Below are 16,826 nucleotides of genomic sequence, written 5' to 3' on the forward strand. Positions count from 1 at the left end.
CCCAGCCGCGCGAGCCGGGGGACGAGGTCGCCGTCGGGATCGACGTGGTGGATGTCCATGTCACGAGCGTCCTCCCCGCACGCTGCCCGGCGCCAGGGGTTTACGCGGACGTCAGGCGCGCAGGACGGGCAGGACGTCCTCGAGCGGCAGCTCGAGGACGTCCTTGCCGCGCTTGTCCGCGCTCGGCACCTCGATGGGGTAGACCCCCGAGAAGCACGCGGTGCACAGCGTGTCCGGCGTCTGGTGGGTGGCCTCCACCATGCCCTCCTCGCTGATGTAGCCCAGCGAGTCGGCCCCGATCGAGGCGCGGATCGAGTCGGTGTCCAGGCCGGTGGCGATCAGCTCGGCCCGGGTGGCGAAGTCGATGCCGTAGAAGCAGGGCCAGCGCACCGGTGGGGAGGAGATGCGCACGTGCACCTCGGCCGCCCCAGCCTCGCGCAGCATGCGGACCAGCGCCCGCTGGGTGTTGCCGCGCACGATCGAGTCGTCGACCACGATGAGCCGCTTGCCCTTGATCACGTCGCGCAGCGGGTTGAGCTTGAGCCGGATGCCAAGCTGCCGGATGGTCTGGCTGGGGGCGATGAAGGTGCGCCCCACGTAGGCGTTCTTGACCAGACCCTGGCCGTAGGGGATCCCGGAGGCCTCGGCGTACCCGATCGCGGCGGGGGTCCCGGACTCCGGCGTCGGCATCACCATGTCCGCCTCGACAGGGTGCTCGCGCGCGAGCTGGCGGCCCATCTCGACCCGCGAGTCGTAGACCTCCCGGCCGGCGATCTTCGTGTCGGGACGGGCGAGGTAGACCCACTCGAAGACGCAGCGCTTGGGCGCCGGCTCGGCGAACCGGCGGCTGCGCAGACCGTTCTCGTCGACGGCGATCAGCTCACCGGGCTCGACCTCGCGCACCACGGAGGCGCCGACGATGTCGAGCGCCGCGGTCTCCGAGGCCACCACCCAGCCGCGCTCCAGCCGACCCAGGACCAGGGGACGGACCCCCTGGGGGTCGCGAGCGGCATACAGCGTGGTCTCGTCGCAGAAGACGAGGCTGAACGCGCCGCGCAGGAGGGGCAGCACGCGCACCGCAGCCTCCTCCAGCGGCAGGTCCTCGTCGGCGGTCAGCAGGCCGGTGACGACGGCGGTGTCGGTGGTGTTGCCGCGCCCGACCTCGCCGCCCTGCGTCGACAGGTCGCCGCCGTAGGCCTCGGCGAGCAGGTCGCGCAGCGCCGAGGTGTTGGTGAGGTTCCCGTTGTGGGTCAGCGCAACCGTGTTGTCGGCGGTGCCGCCGAGCGTGGGCTGCGCGTTCTCCCAGGAGTTGCGGCCGGTCGTGGAGTAGCGGCAGTGGCCGACCGCGAGGTGCCCGGGCAGGGAGGCGAGCGCCGACTCGTCGAAGACCTGGCTGACCAGGCCGATGTCCTTGTAGACGACGAGCCGCTGGCCGTCGCTGGTGGCGATGCCCGCCGCCTCCTGGCCGCGGTGCTGCAGCGCGTAGAGGCCGAAGTAGGTGAGCTTCGCGACCTCTTCACCGGGCGCCCAGACCCCGAAGACCCCGCAGGCGTCCTGGGGAAGGCGCTCGTCGGGCAGGAGGTCGTGCGAGAGCCGTCCGTCAGCGCGTGCCACAGCATCCATCCTCCCACAGGCACACCCGGGGGGTATGCCGTCGGGCGGGCCAGCGGACCCGACTCGCTGGAGCGGTCGTGGGGCGAGGCTCAGGAACGCCGGTCGGCGACCAGGTAGGCGACCGAGGCGAGGAGCAGGCCCAGGAGCGCGGCGACCGCGGCCATCATCACGACCTCCTGGCCCAGCGAGCTCGAGGTGGCGTCCGGGCTGTAGTAGCCGTAGATGCCGCCGAGGACGGCCCCGACGACGAGCCCGACGCCGAGGAAGCGGCGGAGGTCGGGGCGACGGCGGACCGGTGCGCGTCCGGGGCCGGGGGTGCTGGTCGTCTCGCGGGGGTCGTCTGGCACCCGTCCAGTATCCCTCACGTGCGGACGCGGGCGGCCAGCTCCTCGAGCACCGCGAGGTTCCCGGCGTAGGGCGGCTGCGGCCGTGGCCAGTGGACCACCACGTCGGTGAAGCCCAGCTCCTCCGCCCGCCCGAGCCGCTCCTCCGCGAGTCCCAGGCCGGTCAGGGTCGGCGCCCCGGCCGAGTCGAGCGAGAGATAGCGGTCCAGACGTGGCCTCCCCGCCGTGCCACGGCCCAGCTCGTCCTCGTGCTCGTCCATGCGTGCGGCGGACTGCGCAAGCCCCGCCCACCACCCCTCGACCACCTCGCCGGACGGGTCGTCCCCCAGCCCGGCCGGACCAGCGGCGGCGCCGGTGGTGACCCAGCCCTCTCCATACCTCGCCGCCAGCCGCATCGCTCGCGGCCCGTTGGCCGCGACGACGAAGGGCACCCGGGGCTGCTGCACGCACCCCGGCAGCCCCCGCGCGTCGACGGTCGTGAAGAACTCGCCGGCGTGGTCGACGTGCTCCTGGGTGAGCAACCGGTCGAGCAGCGGCACGAACTCCTGCAGCCGGCGCGTCCGCTCGGCGCGGGTGTGCCGGGCGCCGAGGATCTCGCTGTCCCGGTCGCCCCCGGCACCGAGCCCGAGCAGGAAGCGGCCGCCGGACACGTCGTCGATCGTCACGGCGTCCTTGGCCAGCAGGAGCGGGTGGCGGAAGTTCGGCGAGCTCACCCACGTCCCGAGCCGGACCCGCTCGGTGACCGCCGCGGCGGCGGCGAGCGTGGCGACCGTGGAGTGCCAGGGCGCGTCTGGCAGTCCGCCCCAGACCAGGTGGTCGTAGGTCCAGGCGTGCGCCAGCCCCAGCTCCTCGGCCGCCCGCCACAGCGGCGCGGCCTCCCGCCACGGGTGCTCGGGCAGGATGACGACACCGATCCTCACCGGGCCACCGTAGCCGCTGCCTACCCCGGACGCCCTTTCTCCCTCGCCCTGGACCGCCGCCGGGAGTAGTCTCGCGACAGCCATCGACGCGCTGCCAGCCGCGCGGCTCGATCGGTGCGAAGGAGCTCCGGGTGGTCGCTCTTCCCACACCCGCCGACCTGGCGGTCCAGATGCTGAACGCGCAGGACGTGCCCGCGGCCGCGGGTGTGCTGGGCGACTGGCTGCTGGAGGTGACCGGGGCCGTCGTGGCTCTGCGCGTCCGCCTCGGGGCGGCTGTGGGTGACGTGGCAGAGGTCATGCCCGTCCTGCGCATCGAGCTGCCTCCGCCCTCGGAGTGGCCGGGACCGGACCTGCTGCGGGAGCACCCGCTGAGCCGTTTCCACCGGGCCACCGGATGCCTGCTGCCCGCCGTGCTCCGGGACGTCGAGTCCCACGGCTGGCGTCTCGACGACAGCGACCGCGAGGAGATCGACCGGCTGCACCTGACCGAGCACCAGATGACCGTGCCGACGGTGGACAGCTCAGCCGTCCTGCGGACGGGGACCTGGCTGGGCTGGGTCATCGTCGCCGAGCACGACCTCGGACCACGTGTCGTCGAACGGGTCGCGTCGGCGATGCCGACGATCGTGGGTGCCGACCGGCACCTGGGGCTCCTGGCCGGGCTGTCCCCTGCGCTGCTCGGCCGGGCGCAGCGCCCTCGTGACCCCTCGTGCCCGTCCCTGACCGCCCGCGAGCGGATCATCCTCACGATGCTGGCGCAGGGGCGCACGGCGGTCGGGATCGCGACCCGTCTGGCCATCTCCCCGCGCACCGTCCACAAGCATCAGGAGCACCTCTACCGCAAGCTTGGCGCGGTCGACCGGCTCTCGGCCGTTCTCGCTGCCCAGCAGCTGGGGCTGGTGCCGGTGCCGGTGCCGGTGCCGGTGCCGGTGCCGGTGCCGGTCGTCACCCTGCCGGCCCCGGAGGCGCACGCTGGACCCGTCGCCGTCCGCGCCTACTCCTCCGGTGGCAGCGTGCACTCTGCTGCCACCATCGCCGGGAGGACGTACTCTCCGATGAGGCTCTCGAACTGAGCGTCGCTGAGGTAGGTGATCGGCGGTGGGGCCTTGCCCTTCTTGTAGAACGCTCCGGAGCCGATCGTCGCCTTGCTGTGGATGGGCGGTTCCTGGTCGAAGCCCTCGGAGGTCACCCACGCGGCGACGGCGTCGTCGACGACGGCCGCGCACCCGTCCTCGCCCGGTGCGACCATGAACATGATCGCCAGGTCGCTGACGGCCATCCAGGCCGTCCCGCTCCTTGCCAGGTTCTCGTAGGCCCGCTCCTGCCAGTCCACCTTGTAGCAGTGGTGGGCCGACGCCGCCGTGGACCCCAGCAGCGACAGCGTCGCCCCGGCTGCGAGAGCGCTGACGGCGCGGTGACGCAGACGTGCACCCATGGTCATCTCCTTCGATGTCGTGTGCCCCCGACGGAGCACCCCGCACCAGCGTGGCTGCGTGGACCCGGTGCACGCCATACGCACTGGTGCGTATCTTCGGGACCGCGCGCACACTGCGGAGCGTCCGAGTCCTTGCGGAGGTCCTGGGTCGTCGGGGCAGCCCAGATCCTCCGTGCAGCGGAGCTCCCACGGCGCGCACGCGGCGGCGGCAGTGCGCCAGGGGGGTGCGCCGGACGCGAGGAGGCGAGGAAGCGACCCTCAGACCACCGGCAGGTGAGGCGTGAGGTCGGCGCGCTGGCCGGACGCCCGCACCGCCCCGGAGGCCACCGCCTCGACCCACGACAGCGCACCGGTGGCCAGGGCGAGCCACGTCTGGGGGTCGGTCTCGATCACGTTGGTGGGTGTCCCCCGCGTGTGGCGCGGCCCCTCGATGCACTGCACGGCGGCGTACGGCGGCACCCTCACCTCGACCGACCGCCCGGGGGCGCGGGTGGCGAGCTCCTCGAGGGTGTAGCGCACCGCCGTCGCGACCGTGCGCCGGTCGACGGCCGCCACGCCCGCCGCCGAGAAGCCCTGCCCCTCGACCAGCGCCGCACGCCATACCCCCAGGGCCTCCTCCCCGGAGGCGAGATCAACGCGGCGACGAGGGGGCACGGGGCGGTGGTGTCGGTCGGCGGGTGTCGAGGGGGGAGGTGGGTGTCAGTCGAGGGGGTCGCGCAGGACCGGGCAGGACATGCAGCGGGGTCCTCCGCGGCCACGGCCGAGCTCGGACCCGGCGATCTCCAGCACCTCCACGCCCTGGGACCGCAGGTAGTCGTTGGTCACCGTGTTGCGCTCGTAGCCGATGATCACGCCGGGCTCGACGGCCAGCACGTTGCACCCGTCGTCCCACTGCTCGCGCGCGGCGGCCCGGGGGTCCTGGTCGGCGGCGAGGACCCGCAGCCTCGGCACACCGAGCGCGTGCGCGACGACCTTCATCATGTCCTCGGGGTCGTGGCGCTCGATGACGACGTCGACCACGCCAACGGTCTCGTCCCCGGCCGTCATCGACCACGACGGCAGGTCGGGCAGGCCGAGGTAGCGGGTGAACGTCTCCTGGTCGACCATCGTCATCACGGTGTCGAGGTGCATCACCGAGCGCGCCTTGGGCATGTCGAGAGCGATGATCGTCGTCGCCTGGTCGGAGGCGAGGAGCTTGCGGGCCAGCCGCTCGACACCCATCGCGGTCGTCCGCTCGGACAGCCCGACGAGCACGACGCCGTTGCCGAGGACGAGGATGTCGCCGCCCTCCGCCGTCGCCGGCCCGTCGTCGACCCCCTCGGTCCACCACTGCACGTCGGCGTCGGCGAACAGGGGGTGGTAGCGGTAGATCGCGTTGTAGTGCACCGTCTCCCGCCGACGGGCCTTCTTGTGCATCGCGTTCACCGCGACGCCGCCGTAGACCCACGCCGAGGTGTCGCGGGTGAACAGATGGTTGGGCAGGGGGGCCAGGACGGAGTCGTGCGGGTCCAGCTGCTCGATGGTCAGGGACTGCGGGTGAGGGATGCGGTCGAGCACCTCGGTCTTGGTGATCCCCCCGACCAGGTGCCGGGCCAGCTGGGCGTCGTCCATGCCCTCGAACATCGTGCGCAGCTCCTCCGCCCCGAGCGGGCCGACGTGGCGCTCGTCGAGGGAGTGGTCGAGGACCTGGTTGCGCGCCTGCGGGATCGCGAGGGTCTCGCGCAGCAGCTGGTCGAAGTGGTGCACGACGACCCCGCGGTCCTCCATGACCTTCACGAAATGGTCGTGCTCCTCCTGCGCCTTCTCGACCCACAGGATCTCGTCGAAGAGGTACTGCTCCTTGTTGTCCGGGGTGAGGCGGTGCATCTCCAGACCCGGACGGTGGACGATCACCTCGCGCAGGCGACCCACCTCGGAACCGACGTGGAACGGCATACCCTCACGGTCCTTCCTGCAGCGGGGTCCCTGTCGGTCGCGCAGGGTGCGCTCCATCCTCGCACGCCACCACCTGCCCCGGCAGGGACGAGAGCGCTGGCAGGATGGGGCCCATGCGAGCCACCATCCTGCACGCCCCTGGCGACATCCGACTCGAGCAGGTCCCGGACCCCGTCCTCCTGCGCCCCACCGACGCCCTGGTCCGCGTCACCGCGACCTGCGTGTGCGGGTCGGACCTGTGGCCCTACCGCGGCATCAACGAGGTGAAGGAGCCGCGTGCCATCGGGCACGAGTTCGTCGGCATCGTGGAGGAGGTCGGGGCCGACGTGCGGACGGTGCGTCCCGGCCAGTTCGTCATCGCGCCGTTCCGCTACTCCTGTGGCGAGTGCGCGCCGTGCCGGCTCGGGGTGCAGACCTCCTGCGTCCTGGGCGGCGAGGGGTGGGGCGGCCTCGACGGCGACGGGGAGCCGACACCGGCGACCCAGGCCGAGATCGTGCGCGTGCCCTACGCCGACGGGACGCTCGTCGCCACCCCCGAGGTGCCGGACGCGTCCATGCTCCCCTCGATGCTCTCGCTGTCGGACGTGATGGCTACCGGCTGGCACTGCGCGGTGTCCGCGGGTGTCCGGGAGGGCGAGACCGTGGTGGTCGTCGGCGACGGTGCGGTCGGGCTGTCGGCCGTGCTGGCCGCCGCACGGCTGGGGGCCGGACGGGTCGTGGCGATGTCGCGGCACGAGACCCGGCAGGCGGTCGCCCGCGACTTCGGCGCCACCGACGTGGTCGTCGAGCGGGGCCCGGAGGGGGCCGAGCGCATCCGCGAGCTCACCGACGGGCTGGGGGCCGACCGCGTGCTGGAGTGCGTGGGCACCGGCGAGTCGATGAAGCAGGCCTTCGACTCCACCCGGCCGGGCGGGACCGTCGGCTTCGTCGGCGTGCCGCACGGCGTCGAGGTCCCCATCGGCCAGATGTTCCGCAGCAACGTCGCCCTGGCCGGCGGGGTCGCGCCGGTGCGGCACTACCTGGAGCAGCTCCGGGACGACGTGCTCGCCGGCGAGATCGACCCGGGCCTGGTGTTCGACCTCACGCTCCCCCTGGAGGAGGTCGCCGAGGGCTACGCCGCCATGGACGAGCGGCGCGCGATCAAGGTCATGCTCACGCCCTGACGCCGACGGCGAGGGCCGACGCGTTAGGGACCACCCGCCGACTCGGGTATTCTCTGCGGCGGAGGATTCGCATAGTGGCCTAGTGCGCACGATTGGAAATCGTGTTGGGGATGAAACCCCTCGCGGGTTCAAATCCCGCATCCTCCGCCACCCTCGAAGGGCCCCCGACCTGGTCGGGGGCCCTTCGTCGTGCCCGCGTGCCGATCGCTCGCCGGTGGGGACCAGGCTTGGACCTGCCCGGCACCACCGCCTAGACTGACCCCGGACCCCTCGTGCGGTGGTACCTCACTGAACTCCCCCAGGGCAGGAATGCAGCAAGGGCAGGTGAGCTCTTCCAGGTGCGCGAGGGGTTCTCTGCACCCCAGGGTGACCACCTACGATGACGCCCCATGCGCAGCAGCACCCTCACCGCCACCGCCCTCGTGGCCGTCCTCGGCCTCACCGCCTGCACCTCCGAGGAGCCCACCCCGACCCCGTCCACCGACGAGGCGACCTCCTCCGGGGGGACCACCACCGACGACGGCCTGGAGGGCGGGCCAGGCACGAACGGCTGGATGTGCCAGTACGCCAGCCCGGACGCCGTCTCCGCCGTCGCCGGTGAGGAGCCGACGACGGTGCGTGAGCTCGTGGTCCAGGACGACGCGGAGGGCTGGGTCTGCCAGGTGCTTGTCGGCGGGGCCGGTGAGCAGGAGACGATTCTGACCGTCTCCGTCCTCCTCGGCGAGGAGTATCGGGACGCCGCCCGCGCGAGGGCGGAGTCGGCAGACGGCGCGGAGCCCGGCCCTGCCTACCTCGGGGTCTCCTTCCTGTCGCCCGGCCTGGTGACCGGCCTGACCCTGTGCACCGCGCCCGTCGCCGCACGGTCTGACGACCGCATCCCCTACACGCTGGTCGCGGAGTCGCTGGCGGAGACCGGCGAGGACGCGACCGACGCGCTGCGCGCGACCCTGGGCGAGGCGGCGCGCAGCCTCGACCAGGGTCTTGGGTGCAGCCCCCAGGCCGCGCTCGCGGAGGACGCCGCGACGACGACGGCTCCCTGAGGTCAGCCGGCCTTCTTGGCCGCCGTCTTCTTCTCGGCCGTCTTCTTCTCAGGAGTCTTCTTCTCGGCCGTCTTCTTGGCGGGCGTCGTCGTGGCGGGCGTCGTCTTGGCGGGCGTCGTCCCGGCCCCCTCCCCGCGACCAGCCTTGGCCCGGTCGACCGAGCGCTGGAGGGCCGCCAGCAGGTCGACGACCTCGCCGGAGTCGGCCTCCTCCTCCGCGTCGGGGGACTCGGTGACGTCGCCCCCCGCGATCTTGTTCTGCACGAGCGCCTCGACGGCCTCCTTGAAGTCGTCGACGTGCCCCTCGGGCTCGAAGTCGCCGGACATCGAGTCGATGAGCATCCGGGCCATCGCGACCTCGGCCTCCTTCGGCTCGCTCACCTCGTCGAGGTGGTCCAGCTGGGAGGAGTCTCGGATCTCGTCGGGCCACAGCAGGGTCTGCAGGACGATGGCGTCCTCGACGACGCGCAGCACCGCCATCGTCATCCGGGTGCGCACCGAGACGGTGACGACCGCGACGCGCTCGGACTCGCGCAGGGCCTCGCGCAGCAGCCCGTAGGCCTTGGCCCCCATCGCGTCGGGCTCGATGTAGTAGGCCTTGTCGTAGAGCATGGGGTCGATCTGGGCGACGGGCACGAACCGCTCGACCGCGATCTCCTTGCTGGACCTGTTCGGCAGGGAGGCGAGGTCCTCCTCGGTGAGGATGACGGTCTTGCCGTCCTCGGTCTCGTAGGCCTTGGCGATCTCCTTGTAGGCGACCTCCTCGCCGTCGGCCTGCGCGACCCTCTTGTACTTGATCCGGCTGCCGTCGCTGGCCCGCACCTGGTGGAAGCTCAGGTCGTGGTTCTCGGTCGCTGAGTAGAGTCGCACCGGGACGTTGACCAGCCCGAACGACACCGCACCCTTCCAGATGGCTCGCATTGACCAAGGATGGACCCATGCGCCCCATGCTCGCCACCCACGGCGACCAGGCCACCGGCCCGCCCGCCGGGCCGGCGTGGGCCCACGAGATCAAGTGGGACGGGATCCGGCTGCTCGCAGACGTCCGTGACCACCGGCTCCGGCTGCTCACCCGGGGGGAGCGCGACATCGCCGTGGCGCTGCCCGAGCTGCGCGGGCTGGCGCGGGTCGCGGACGACCTGCTGCTCGACGGCGAGGCCGTCGTGATGACCGGTGGGCGGCCCTCCTTCAGCCACGTGGTGGACCGCGTGCACACCACCTCCACGACGGTCGCGGACCACCTGGCCCGCACCCGCCCGGTCACCTACCTCGCCTTCGACCTGCTCCGCCTGGACGGTATGGAGCTCGCGGGGCTGCCGTGGTCCGTGCGCCGGGCCGCGCTCGAGGACCTGCTGCACGACGTGCCGGGCGTGCAGGTCTCACCCGTCTACGACGACGGCCGGCAACTGCTGGCCGCGACGTCGGAGCAGGGCCTGGAGGGGGTGGTGAGCAAGCGACGATCGTCCACCTACCAGGCGGGGGTGCGCTCCGCCGACTGGCTGAAGTTCCCGCACCGGGACCACCTCAGCGTCGTCGTCGGCGGGTGGCGGGTGCAGACGGGCACGGCGGGGCGGCTGGGCGCCGTCCACGTCGGCCTCCCGGTCGACGACGGCTCGGGCCGGGCGGCCCGCGACGAAGCGGGCCGGGTGCGGCTGACCTACCTCGGTCGGGTGGGCAGCGGGCTCGCCGGTCGGGCCGGCTCCCGGCTGCAGGCGCTGCTCGCCGCGGTGCCGGTCGCGCCATACCCCTTCACCACGCAGATCCCGCGTCCGGAGGCGGCAGGGTCGACCTGGCTGGAGCCCCAGGTCGTGGTCGACGTCGCCTCCCTGGGCATCACGCCCGGTGTCGGACGGCTGCGTCAGCCGTCCTACCAGGGCGTGCGCACCGACCTGACCCCGGACGACCTCCTGGAGGAGCTGTGACCAGCCAGTCCGTGTCGGTCGCCGGCCGCACCCTGCGGGTGACCAACCTCGACAAGGTGCTCTACCCCGCCACCGGCACCACCAAGGGCGAGGTGCTCACCTACTACGTCACGCACGCCGACCAGATCCTGCCCGAGCTCGCCGACCGGCCGGTGACCCGGATCCGCTGGCCGGAGGGCGTCGCCGCCGCCCACTTCTTCGAGAAGAACCTGCCGCCCGGCGCGCCCGACTGGCTGCCCCGGGTCACGGTGCCCACGCCCGGCTCCTCGCGGGGGCGTGAGACCATCACGTTCCCGCTGGTGACCGACCTGGCCGCGCTGGTCTACCTGGTCAACCTCGGCAGCCTCGAGCTGCACGTGCCGCAGTGGCGGGTCGGAGCGGAGGGCGACCCCCTGCCCCCGGACCGCCTCGTCGTGGACCTTGACCCGGGGCCGGGCGCGGGGCTGGCCGAGTGCGCCGAGGTCGCGCTGCTCGTGCGGGAGCGCCTCGAGGCGGTGGGACTGCGCACCCGACCCGTGACCAGCGGGTCCAAGGGCATGCAGCTGTATGCCGATCTGGAGGGCACCCGGACCGCCGACGAGGTGAGCGCGGTGGCGAGGTCGCTGGCCGAGCACCTGGCGCAGGAGCGACCCGACCTGGTCACAGCGAAGATGACGAAGGCGCTGCGCCCGGGCAAGGTCTTCCTCGACTGGAGCCAGAACAACGGGGCCAAGACCACCGTCTGCCCCTGGTCGCTGCGCGGCCGCGACCGTCCGCAGGTGGCGCTGCCACGCCGGTGGGCCGAGGTGGAGGCCGCCGCAGCCGGCGAGGAACCGCTGACCCAGCGCACGATCGCCGAAGTCTGAGAGCCCGCCGGACGGGGGCCTGCCGGCCTGCCGCCCCCCGGACCGGACGACCCGGGACGCACCGCACGGGCCGCCCCGAGGGGTCGGCCCGTGCGAGTGGTCGAGACTGTGGCGGCCACGAGCGGCCGGCACAGCAGATGCGGCAGAGGTCAGTGGGCCGCCGCGTAGGCGTCCTGCAGCTCCTGGGAGACGCGCCCCCGGGAGCTGACCTTGAAGCCGTTGTCGCGGCCCCACTCGCGCATCTGTGCGAGGTCGTCGGACTTGGGGCTGGCGCTGCCGCTGCCCTGCGTGCGACGGCGCGTCTGACGACGCCCGCCGGAACGCCGGGACTCCGCGATCCACGGCGCGAGGGTCTCGCGCAGCTTCGCCGCGTTGTCGTCGTTCAGGTCGATCTCGTACGTCACGCCGTCGAGCGCGAACTCGACGGTCTCGGATGCCGAGCCACCTGACAAGTCGTCCTCGAGAATAACCTGCACACGCTGAACCATGGATGCTCCTACTAGGGGGTTGTCGCTGGGTGTGCGAAACACGGATTACCGCACATCCAGAAACAATACCGCTCCGAGGTCGCCGACGGAAGTCTTGTCCACAGGGAATTTCCCGACGTGCGGCAGATCACTTCTCAGGGTGCCGACGAATCGTCAGCCGCCCGCTCTTTGGCGTCCTGCTCCGCCTCCCACCTCCGCAAGGCGGCACGCTCTCTGCGGTCGCCCTCGATGACGTGCTTGAGGATCACCCAGAAGAGAAAGAGAAGACCCATCGAGGGCAGGAGCGCGGCGAGCACCATCCACCCGTCCTGCAGAAAGCCCGTCATGACGTCTCCGGCTTGAGGAAGGGGAAGAGAATGGTCTCTCGGATTCCTGCATCTGTCAGCAGCATCAGCACGCGGTCCAGGCCCATCCCCAGACCACCCATCGGCGGCGCGGCATACTCCAGGGCCCGGAGGAAGTCCTCGTCGAGCTGCATCGCCTCCACGTCCCCGCCGGCCGCCAGCAGCGACTGCTCGGTGAGCCGGACACGCTGGACCTCCGGGTCGACGAGCTCGGTGAAGGCGGTGCCCCGCTCCACGCCCCCGATGATGAGGTCCCACGCCTCGACCAGACCGTCGTGCGTGCGGTGCTGCCGGGCGAGCGGCTGGGCGATCTCGGGATAGTCGCAGACGAAGGTCGGCTGGACCAGGGTCGGCTCGACCACGTCGCCGAAGATCTCCATGGCGATCTTGCCGGCATTCCACTCCGCCTTCACGGGCACTCCGTGCTCGTGCGCGAGCGCCACGAGGACGCTCCGTTCTGTGGTGACGTCGATAACATTCCCGACGGCCTCGGAAAGACCTTGGTAGAAGGGCAGCCAACGCCATTCCCCGTCCAGGTCGATCACCCCGTGGGAGGTCTGGAGCTGCCGTGAGCCGACCGCGTCGGCGGCCGCACAAATCATCCGTTGCATCAGGTCGGCCATCGTGAACTGGTCGCCGTAGGCCTGATAGCACTCGAGCATCGTGAATTCCGGGCTGTGCGAGGAGTCGATCCCCTCGTTGCGGAAGATCCGGCCCATCTCGTAGACACGCTCTATCCCGCCCACGACGGCTCGCTTGAGGTGCAGCTCGAGGGCGATGCGCAGGGTCATCGGCATGTCGAAGGCGTTGAGGTGGGTCGTGAACGGGCGCGCGGCGGCGCCGCCGTGCAACGACTGCAGCACGGGCGTCTCGACCTCGACGTAGCCCTCGTCCTCGAGCACGGCACGCACCGCGCGCGTCACCGCGGCCCGGTCGAGCACCATCTGCCGCGCCTCGTCGCGCACCACGAGGTCGACGTAGCGCTGCCGCACCCGCTGCTCCTCGGACAGGTCCTTGTGCAGGACCGGGAGCGGCCGCAGCGCCTTGGAGGCCATCCGCCACTCGTCGGCCATCACGGAGAGCTCGCCGCGCCGGGAGGAGATCACCCGTCCGTGGACGAAGACGTGGTCGCCGAGGTCGACCCAGGCCTTCCACCTGGCCAGCAGCTCCTCGCCGACCTCGGCCAGGGAGAGCATCGCCTGGAGGCGGGTGCCGTTCCCGGCCTGCAGGGTGGCGAAGCAGAGCTTGCCGGTGTTGCGGACGAAGACCACGCGCCCGGCGAGGCCGACGGTCTCCTGGGTCTCCTCGCCCGCCGCCAGGTGCTCCCACGACGCGCGCACCTGCCCGATCGTGTGCGTCAGCGGCACCGTCTCCGGGTAGGGCTGCACACCGGCGGCCAGCATGGCCTCACGCTTGCCCTGGCGGACCCGGACCTGCTCGGGGACGTCGGCCTCGTGGGCCTCGGGGGCAGGAGGCGGTGCGGTGTCGGTCACCGGGACAGGGTATCCGCCGGTCCTAGAAGAGCTGGTCCCCGACGGACGCTCTGCCGCGCTCCAGGTCCAGCAGGGCACGCTTGCGCTCCGCCCCGCCGCCGTAGCCGGTCAGCGACCCGTCGGCCCCGACGACGCGGTGGCAGGGCACCACGATCGACAGCGGGTTGCGTCCGTTGGCGAGCCCGACCGCCCGGGACGCCCCCGGCTGGCCGAGCTCGGCGGCGAGCTGGCCGTAGGAGCGGGTCCGGCCGTAGGGGATCTGCCTCAGCAGCGCCCAGACCCGCTGCTGGAACGGCGTGCCCTCGGCGGCCAGCGGCAGGTCGAAGTCGGTACGGCGCCCGGCGAAGTAGTCGGCGAGCTGGACGACCGCCTCCCGCAGGACGGCCGGAGCCTCCCCGAGCCCGACCTCCGTCCCGGCCCGCTCGGGGGCGTGGCGGTGCTCGGCGAAGAAGAGTCCGGTCAGGTGCTCGCCGTCGCTGACGAGGCGCAGGGGCCCGACAGGACTGTCGGTGAGGAGGTAGGTGATGCTCATGGTCGCTCTCTCAGCAGGGGTCTTTCGGGGTGGTCGAGCCGCAGGCCGGTGCCTGCGGCGGCGTGGTCGGAGGAGGCCCAGAGGAGCGCTGCCGCGTAGCCCCGCCAGGGCCGCCACCCGCTCGCGCGCCACTCGAGCGTCCGGACGTCCCCGGGCAGCCCGGCCGCGGTGGCGGCGGACCGGACCCCGAGGTCCGAGCCCGGCCACGCGTCCGGGTCCCCGAGCGCGCGCAGCAGGATCATCTCGGTGGTCCACGGACCGACGCCGGGCAGCTCGAGCAGGGCCGCCCGGGCGTCGGCACGGTCGGCGCCCGGGTCCAGACGCACGGTGCCCTCGGCGAGCGCGACGGCCAGCGACCGCAGCGTTCGCCGTCGGCTGGCCGGCAGCGCCGGCAGCGCGTCCTCCGGGGCCTCGGCGACGGCGTGGGCGGTGGGGAACTGGTGCGTCAGCCCGTGGTGGCGCAGCGGTCCGGGCAGCGGCTCGCCGAGGACCCGCGTCAGGCGGGCGGCGTGGGTGCGGGCGGCTGCGGTGGACACCTGCTGCCCCAGCACCACCCGCAGCGCAAGGGCGTGCGGGTCGGTGCCGCCCGGGATCCGCACGCCTGGGGCCTGGGTGACGAGCGGCGCCAGCCCCGGGTCGGCGCTCAGGTCCGCATCGACCGCCACGGGGTCCGCGTCCAGGTCGAGCAGCGAGCGGCAGCGCCCGATGGCCGCGGTCAGGTCACGCAGGTCGGTGAGCCGCAGGGTGGCCGCCAGGTGCCGCTGGTCGGTCGGCGGGCTCAGGTGCGCGGTGGCGGGTCCGTGCGGCAGTCGCAGCGCGAGGTGCAGCCGTCCGTCCCCCCACTCCTCCACGCCCGGCACGGCGGTGGCCACGAGGTGGCCGAAGAGGCTGGGGGCGTGGAACGGCGTGCGCAGCGGCAGCCGGAGGTTGACCGGGACGGGGCTGACCGACGACCCCGGCGCCCCGGGTGTGTGCCGTGCCCGCGCCGGTCCGGCGCCGTCCCCCGTGCGCCCGGCCTGCTCGCGCAGCTGCCTGGGCGTGGTCGCGAAAACCGTGCGGACGGTGTCGTTGAACGACCTGATGCTCGCGAAGCCGGCGGCGAACGCGACGTCGGCCATCGGCAGGTCGGTGGTCTCGACGAGGATCCGCGCGGTCTGGGCGCGGCGGGCGCGGGCCAGCGCCAGCGGCGCGGCCCCCAGCTCCGCGAGCGTCAGCCGCTGGAGCTGGCGGGTGGAGTAGCCGAGCCGCGACGCCAGGCCGGGGACCCCCTCGCGCTCCACGACCCCGTCGTCGACCAGCCGCACCGCCCGGGCCACGAGGTCGCCGCGCACGTGCCACTGGGGCGAGCCCGGCGTGGCGTCGGGACGGCAGCGCTTGCAGGCGCGGAACCCGGCCCCCTGCGCCGCGGCGGCCGTCGGGAAGAACCGCATGTGGTCGCTGCGCGGCGTCATCGCCGGACAGCTGGGGCGGCAGTAGATGCGCGTCGTGAGCACCCCGGTGACGAAGCAGCCGTCGAAACGGGGGTCCCTGCTGCGCACCGCCGCCGCGCAGGCGACGTGGTCGGTGTGCTGGGGGACCGTGCTCATGTCCCCATCCTCCGCCACCGACCCGGCATGGTCTAGCAGGAAAACGACATCACGGTGCAGCCCCGCCCGACGAGCGTCCGCCACCGGCCAGCTCGCGGCGCTGGGCCCACCGCCCCAGCTCGTACGACGTGGTGGCCACGAGCGCGACCCCGACCAGCGGCAGCACGAACACCGCCATCGCCAGGGAGAAGCCCTCGAGGGCGTCGTGGCCGGTGGCGTCCAGCACGACGTACCCGACGTAGGCCGCATACAGCAGCACGAACAGGGTCCCCTCCCACCGGGCCACCGTGAACCCGGTGAACGCCACCGGCGCCAGGGCCACGGCGGCGGCGATCATCAGCGGGATGTCGAGCGCGAGCGCCGCGCCGGGCACCTCCAGCCCCTCCCCTCCGGGGACGAGGAGGGCCGGCAGCCCCAGGACCACCCCGATGTTGAAGATGCAGCTGCCGACGATGTTGCCGACGGCCATGTCCCGCTCCCCCCGCAGCGCGGCGATGATCGAGGTCGCCAGCTCGGGCAGCGAGGTGCCGACGGCCACGACGGTGAGACCGACGACCAGCCCGCTGACGCCCAGCGCGGTCGCGATGCTCACCGCGCCCGCGACGAGCAGCCGGGCGCCCAGGACCAGCAGCGCGACGCCGACGGCGACGAGCACGACCGACACGACGACGCCGGGCCCGCGGGACGCCCTGGCCGTCGCCGGCTCGTCCGCGTCCCGCCGGCTCACCACGACCGCGAGGACGGAGTGGGCCACGAGCAGCGAGAGCAGCAGCAGACCGTCGAGGCGGCCCAGCGACCCGTCGAGGGCCAGGAGCAGCGCCAGCCCGGACAGCCCGACCATGACCGGGACGTCCACCCGCACCACCTGGGTGTGCACGACCAGGGGGACGACCACCGCCGAGATGCCCAGGATCAGCAGCACGTTCGCGATGTTGGACCCGACGACGTTGCCGATCGCGAGGTCGGTCTGGCCGCCGAGCACCGCGTCGACGGTGACGGCCAGCTCGGGGGCCGAGGTGGCGAACGCGACCACGGTGAGCCCCACGACCAGCGGCGAGATCCCGGCCCGGCTCGCCAGCGCCGAGGCACCCCGCACGAGCAGCTCACCACCACCCACCAGCAGCACGAGACCGACGAGGACACGACCGACGTCAAGGGGCTCCACG

18 protein-coding genes, 1 tRNA gene and 1 other RNA gene are annotated in these 16,826 nt (G+C 72.9%); 7 read left to right on the plus strand and 13 right to left on the minus strand.

The window, feature by feature from the left end:
* Nucleotides 1-111: 111 nt before the first annotated feature.
* The 3 genes from purF to ACI3ET_RS14090 all read right to left on the minus strand — a co-directional run bounded on the left by purF (nt 112) and on the right by ACI3ET_RS14090 (nt 2,878).
* On the minus strand, nt 112-1,614 hold the full coding sequence (gene purF / locus ACI3ET_RS14080; RefSeq protein ID WP_405033701.1) for an amidophosphoribosyltransferase: 1,503 nt from the start codon (nt 1,612-1,614) through the stop codon (nt 112-114).
* Nucleotides 1,615-1,703: 89 nt separating this feature from the next.
* Nucleotides 1,704-1,961 (minus strand): hypothetical protein, encoded by a 258-nt coding sequence (locus ACI3ET_RS14085; protein WP_405033702.1) that lies wholly within the window; start codon nt 1,959-1,961, stop codon nt 1,704-1,706.
* Nucleotides 1,962-1,975: 14 nt separating this feature from the next.
* Nucleotides 1,976-2,878, minus strand: a complete 903-nt coding sequence (locus ACI3ET_RS14090) for an LLM class flavin-dependent oxidoreductase (RefSeq protein WP_405033703.1) — start codon at nt 2,876-2,878, stop codon at nt 1,976-1,978.
* Between the two features lie 131 nt (nt 2,879-3,009).
* Here ACI3ET_RS14090 and ACI3ET_RS14095 point away from each other — a divergent pair, with 131 nt between their 5' ends.
* Nucleotides 3,010-3,951, plus strand: a complete 942-nt coding sequence (locus ACI3ET_RS14095) for a response regulator transcription factor (protein WP_405033704.1) — start codon at nt 3,010-3,012, stop codon at nt 3,949-3,951.
* Here the strand turns inward: ACI3ET_RS14095 and ACI3ET_RS14100 are convergent.
* From ACI3ET_RS14100 to ACI3ET_RS14110, 3 genes are all read right to left on the minus strand, one after another.
* Entirely contained in the window at nt 3,873-4,313 is a 441-nt protein-coding gene (locus ACI3ET_RS14100; RefSeq protein ID WP_405033705.1) for a hypothetical protein, read from the minus strand. The genes ACI3ET_RS14095 and ACI3ET_RS14100 overlap by 79 nt on opposite strands.
* 258 nt (nt 4,314-4,571) lie before the next feature.
* Nucleotides 4,572-4,967, minus strand: a complete 396-nt coding sequence (locus tag ACI3ET_RS14105; protein WP_405033706.1) for a sterol carrier family protein — start codon at nt 4,965-4,967, stop codon at nt 4,572-4,574.
* A 45-nt stretch (nt 4,968-5,012) separates the two neighbouring features.
* The gene (locus tag ACI3ET_RS14110; RefSeq protein ID WP_405033707.1) at nt 5,013-6,248 is read right to left on the minus strand and encodes an arginine deiminase; all 1,236 of its coding nucleotides are present in this window, start codon (nt 6,246-6,248) and stop codon (nt 5,013-5,015) included.
* 113 nt (nt 6,249-6,361) lie between these two features.
* Between ACI3ET_RS14110 and ACI3ET_RS14115 the strand changes: the two genes are divergently transcribed.
* The 4 genes from ACI3ET_RS14115 to ACI3ET_RS14130 all read left to right on the plus strand — a co-directional run bounded on the left by ACI3ET_RS14115 (nt 6,362) and on the right by ACI3ET_RS14130 (nt 8,451).
* The gene (locus tag ACI3ET_RS14115) at nt 6,362-7,411 is read left to right on the plus strand and encodes a zinc-dependent alcohol dehydrogenase family protein (protein ID WP_405033708.1); all 1,050 of its coding nucleotides are present in this window, start codon (nt 6,362-6,364) and stop codon (nt 7,409-7,411) included.
* A gap of 60 nt (nt 7,412-7,471) precedes the next feature.
* Nucleotides 7,472-7,561 (plus strand) — tRNA-Ser (locus ACI3ET_RS14120).
* 111 nt (nt 7,562-7,672) lie between these two features.
* An RNA gene (ffs, locus tag ACI3ET_RS14125) (signal recognition particle sRNA small type) lies at nt 7,673-7,769 on the plus strand.
* 31 nt (nt 7,770-7,800) lie between these two features.
* The gene (locus tag ACI3ET_RS14130; RefSeq protein ID WP_405033709.1) at nt 7,801-8,451 is read left to right on the plus strand and encodes a hypothetical protein; all 651 of its coding nucleotides are present in this window, start codon (nt 7,801-7,803) and stop codon (nt 8,449-8,451) included.
* Nucleotides 8,452-8,453: 2 nt separating this feature from the next.
* Here ACI3ET_RS14130 and ku read toward each other — a convergent pair whose 3' ends face one another.
* Nucleotides 8,454-9,371, minus strand: coding sequence for a non-homologous end joining protein Ku (ku, locus tag ACI3ET_RS14135; protein ID WP_405033710.1), 918 nt, complete (start codon nt 9,369-9,371; stop codon nt 8,454-8,456).
* 17 nt (nt 9,372-9,388) lie between these two features.
* On the opposite strand from ku, the gene ACI3ET_RS14140 reads away from it, so the two are divergent.
* Together ACI3ET_RS14140 and ligD are read left to right on the plus strand one after the other, a co-directional pair.
* Complete coding sequence (locus ACI3ET_RS14140) at nt 9,389-10,372, plus strand: ATP-dependent DNA ligase (protein WP_405033711.1); 984 nt, start codon at nt 9,389-9,391, stop codon at nt 10,370-10,372.
* The gene (ligD, locus tag ACI3ET_RS14145; protein WP_405033712.1) at nt 10,369-11,217 is read left to right on the plus strand and encodes a non-homologous end-joining DNA ligase; all 849 of its coding nucleotides are present in this window, start codon (nt 10,369-10,371) and stop codon (nt 11,215-11,217) included. The genes ACI3ET_RS14140 and ligD overlap by 4 nt, the downstream gene beginning before the upstream one ends.
* Nucleotides 11,218-11,366: 149 nt before the next feature.
* On the opposite strand, the gene ACI3ET_RS14150 is transcribed toward ligD, so the two are convergent.
* From ACI3ET_RS14150 to ACI3ET_RS14175, 6 genes are all read right to left on the minus strand, one after another.
* Entirely contained in the window at nt 11,367-11,705 is a 339-nt protein-coding gene (locus ACI3ET_RS14150) for a histone-like nucleoid-structuring protein Lsr2 (RefSeq protein WP_405033713.1), read from the minus strand.
* A 134-nt stretch (nt 11,706-11,839) separates the two neighbouring features.
* The gene (locus ACI3ET_RS14155) at nt 11,840-12,031 is read right to left on the minus strand and encodes a hypothetical protein (RefSeq protein ID WP_405033714.1); all 192 of its coding nucleotides are present in this window, start codon (nt 12,029-12,031) and stop codon (nt 11,840-11,842) included.
* Complete coding sequence (lysS, locus tag ACI3ET_RS14160; protein ID WP_405033762.1) at nt 12,028-13,452, minus strand: lysine--tRNA ligase; 1,425 nt, start codon at nt 13,450-13,452, stop codon at nt 12,028-12,030. The genes ACI3ET_RS14155 and lysS overlap by 4 nt, the downstream gene beginning before the upstream one ends.
* A 112-nt stretch (nt 13,453-13,564) precedes the next feature.
* Nucleotides 13,565-14,074, minus strand: coding sequence for a methylated-DNA--[protein]-cysteine S-methyltransferase (locus tag ACI3ET_RS14165; RefSeq protein ID WP_405033715.1), 510 nt, complete (start codon nt 14,072-14,074; stop codon nt 13,565-13,567).
* Nucleotides 14,071-15,660, minus strand: coding sequence for an AlkA N-terminal domain-containing protein (locus tag ACI3ET_RS14170; RefSeq protein ID WP_405033716.1), 1,590 nt, complete (start codon nt 15,658-15,660; stop codon nt 14,071-14,073). The genes ACI3ET_RS14165 and ACI3ET_RS14170 overlap by 4 nt, the downstream gene beginning before the upstream one ends.
* A 49-nt stretch (nt 15,661-15,709) precedes the next feature.
* Complete coding sequence (locus ACI3ET_RS14175; protein ID WP_405033717.1) at nt 15,710-16,825, minus strand: calcium/sodium antiporter; 1,116 nt, start codon at nt 16,823-16,825, stop codon at nt 15,710-15,712.
* Nucleotide 16,826 lies beyond the last annotated feature (1 nt).

The sequence above is a fragment of the Ornithinimicrobium jinqii genome, from assembly GCF_045032595.1.
Lineage (GTDB): Bacteria > Actinomycetota > Actinomycetes > Actinomycetales > Dermatophilaceae > Ornithinicoccus.

What these genes read in the sequence shown, in the direction of transcription:
- ACI3ET_RS14165 (WP_405033715.1), bottom strand. Translation starts at nt 14,074, where the DNA reads ATGAGCATCACCTACCTCCTCACCGACAGTCCTGTCGGGCCCCTGCGC.
- ACI3ET_RS14155 (WP_405033714.1), bottom strand. Translation starts at nt 12,031, where the DNA reads ATGACGGGCTTTCTGCAGGACGGGTGGATGGTGCTCGCCGCGCTCCTG.
- ku (WP_405033710.1), bottom strand. Translation starts at nt 9,371, where the DNA reads ATGCGAGCCATCTGGAAGGGTGCGGTGTCGTTCGGGCTGGTCAACGTC.
- ACI3ET_RS14115 (WP_405033708.1), top strand. Translation starts at nt 6,362, where the DNA reads ATGCGAGCCACCATCCTGCACGCCCCTGGCGACATCCGACTCGAGCAG.
- ACI3ET_RS14100 (WP_405033705.1), bottom strand. Translation starts at nt 4,313, where the DNA reads ATGGGTGCACGTCTGCGTCACCGCGCCGTCAGCGCTCTCGCAGCCGGG.
- ACI3ET_RS14140 (WP_405033711.1), top strand. Translation starts at nt 9,389, where the DNA reads ATGCGCCCCATGCTCGCCACCCACGGCGACCAGGCCACCGGCCCGCCC.
- ACI3ET_RS14110 (WP_405033707.1), bottom strand. Translation starts at nt 6,248, where the DNA reads ATGCCGTTCCACGTCGGTTCCGAGGTGGGTCGCCTGCGCGAGGTGATC.
- ACI3ET_RS14130 (WP_405033709.1), top strand. Translation starts at nt 7,801, where the DNA reads ATGCGCAGCAGCACCCTCACCGCCACCGCCCTCGTGGCCGTCCTCGGC.
- ACI3ET_RS14150 (WP_405033713.1), bottom strand. Translation starts at nt 11,705, where the DNA reads ATGGTTCAGCGTGTGCAGGTTATTCTCGAGGACGACTTGTCAGGTGGC.
- lysS (WP_405033762.1), bottom strand. Translation starts at nt 13,452, where the DNA reads ATGCTGGCCGCCGGTGTGCAGCCCTACCCGGAGACGGTGCCGCTGACG.
- ACI3ET_RS14170 (WP_405033716.1), bottom strand. Translation starts at nt 15,660, where the DNA reads ATGAGCACGGTCCCCCAGCACACCGACCACGTCGCCTGCGCGGCGGCG.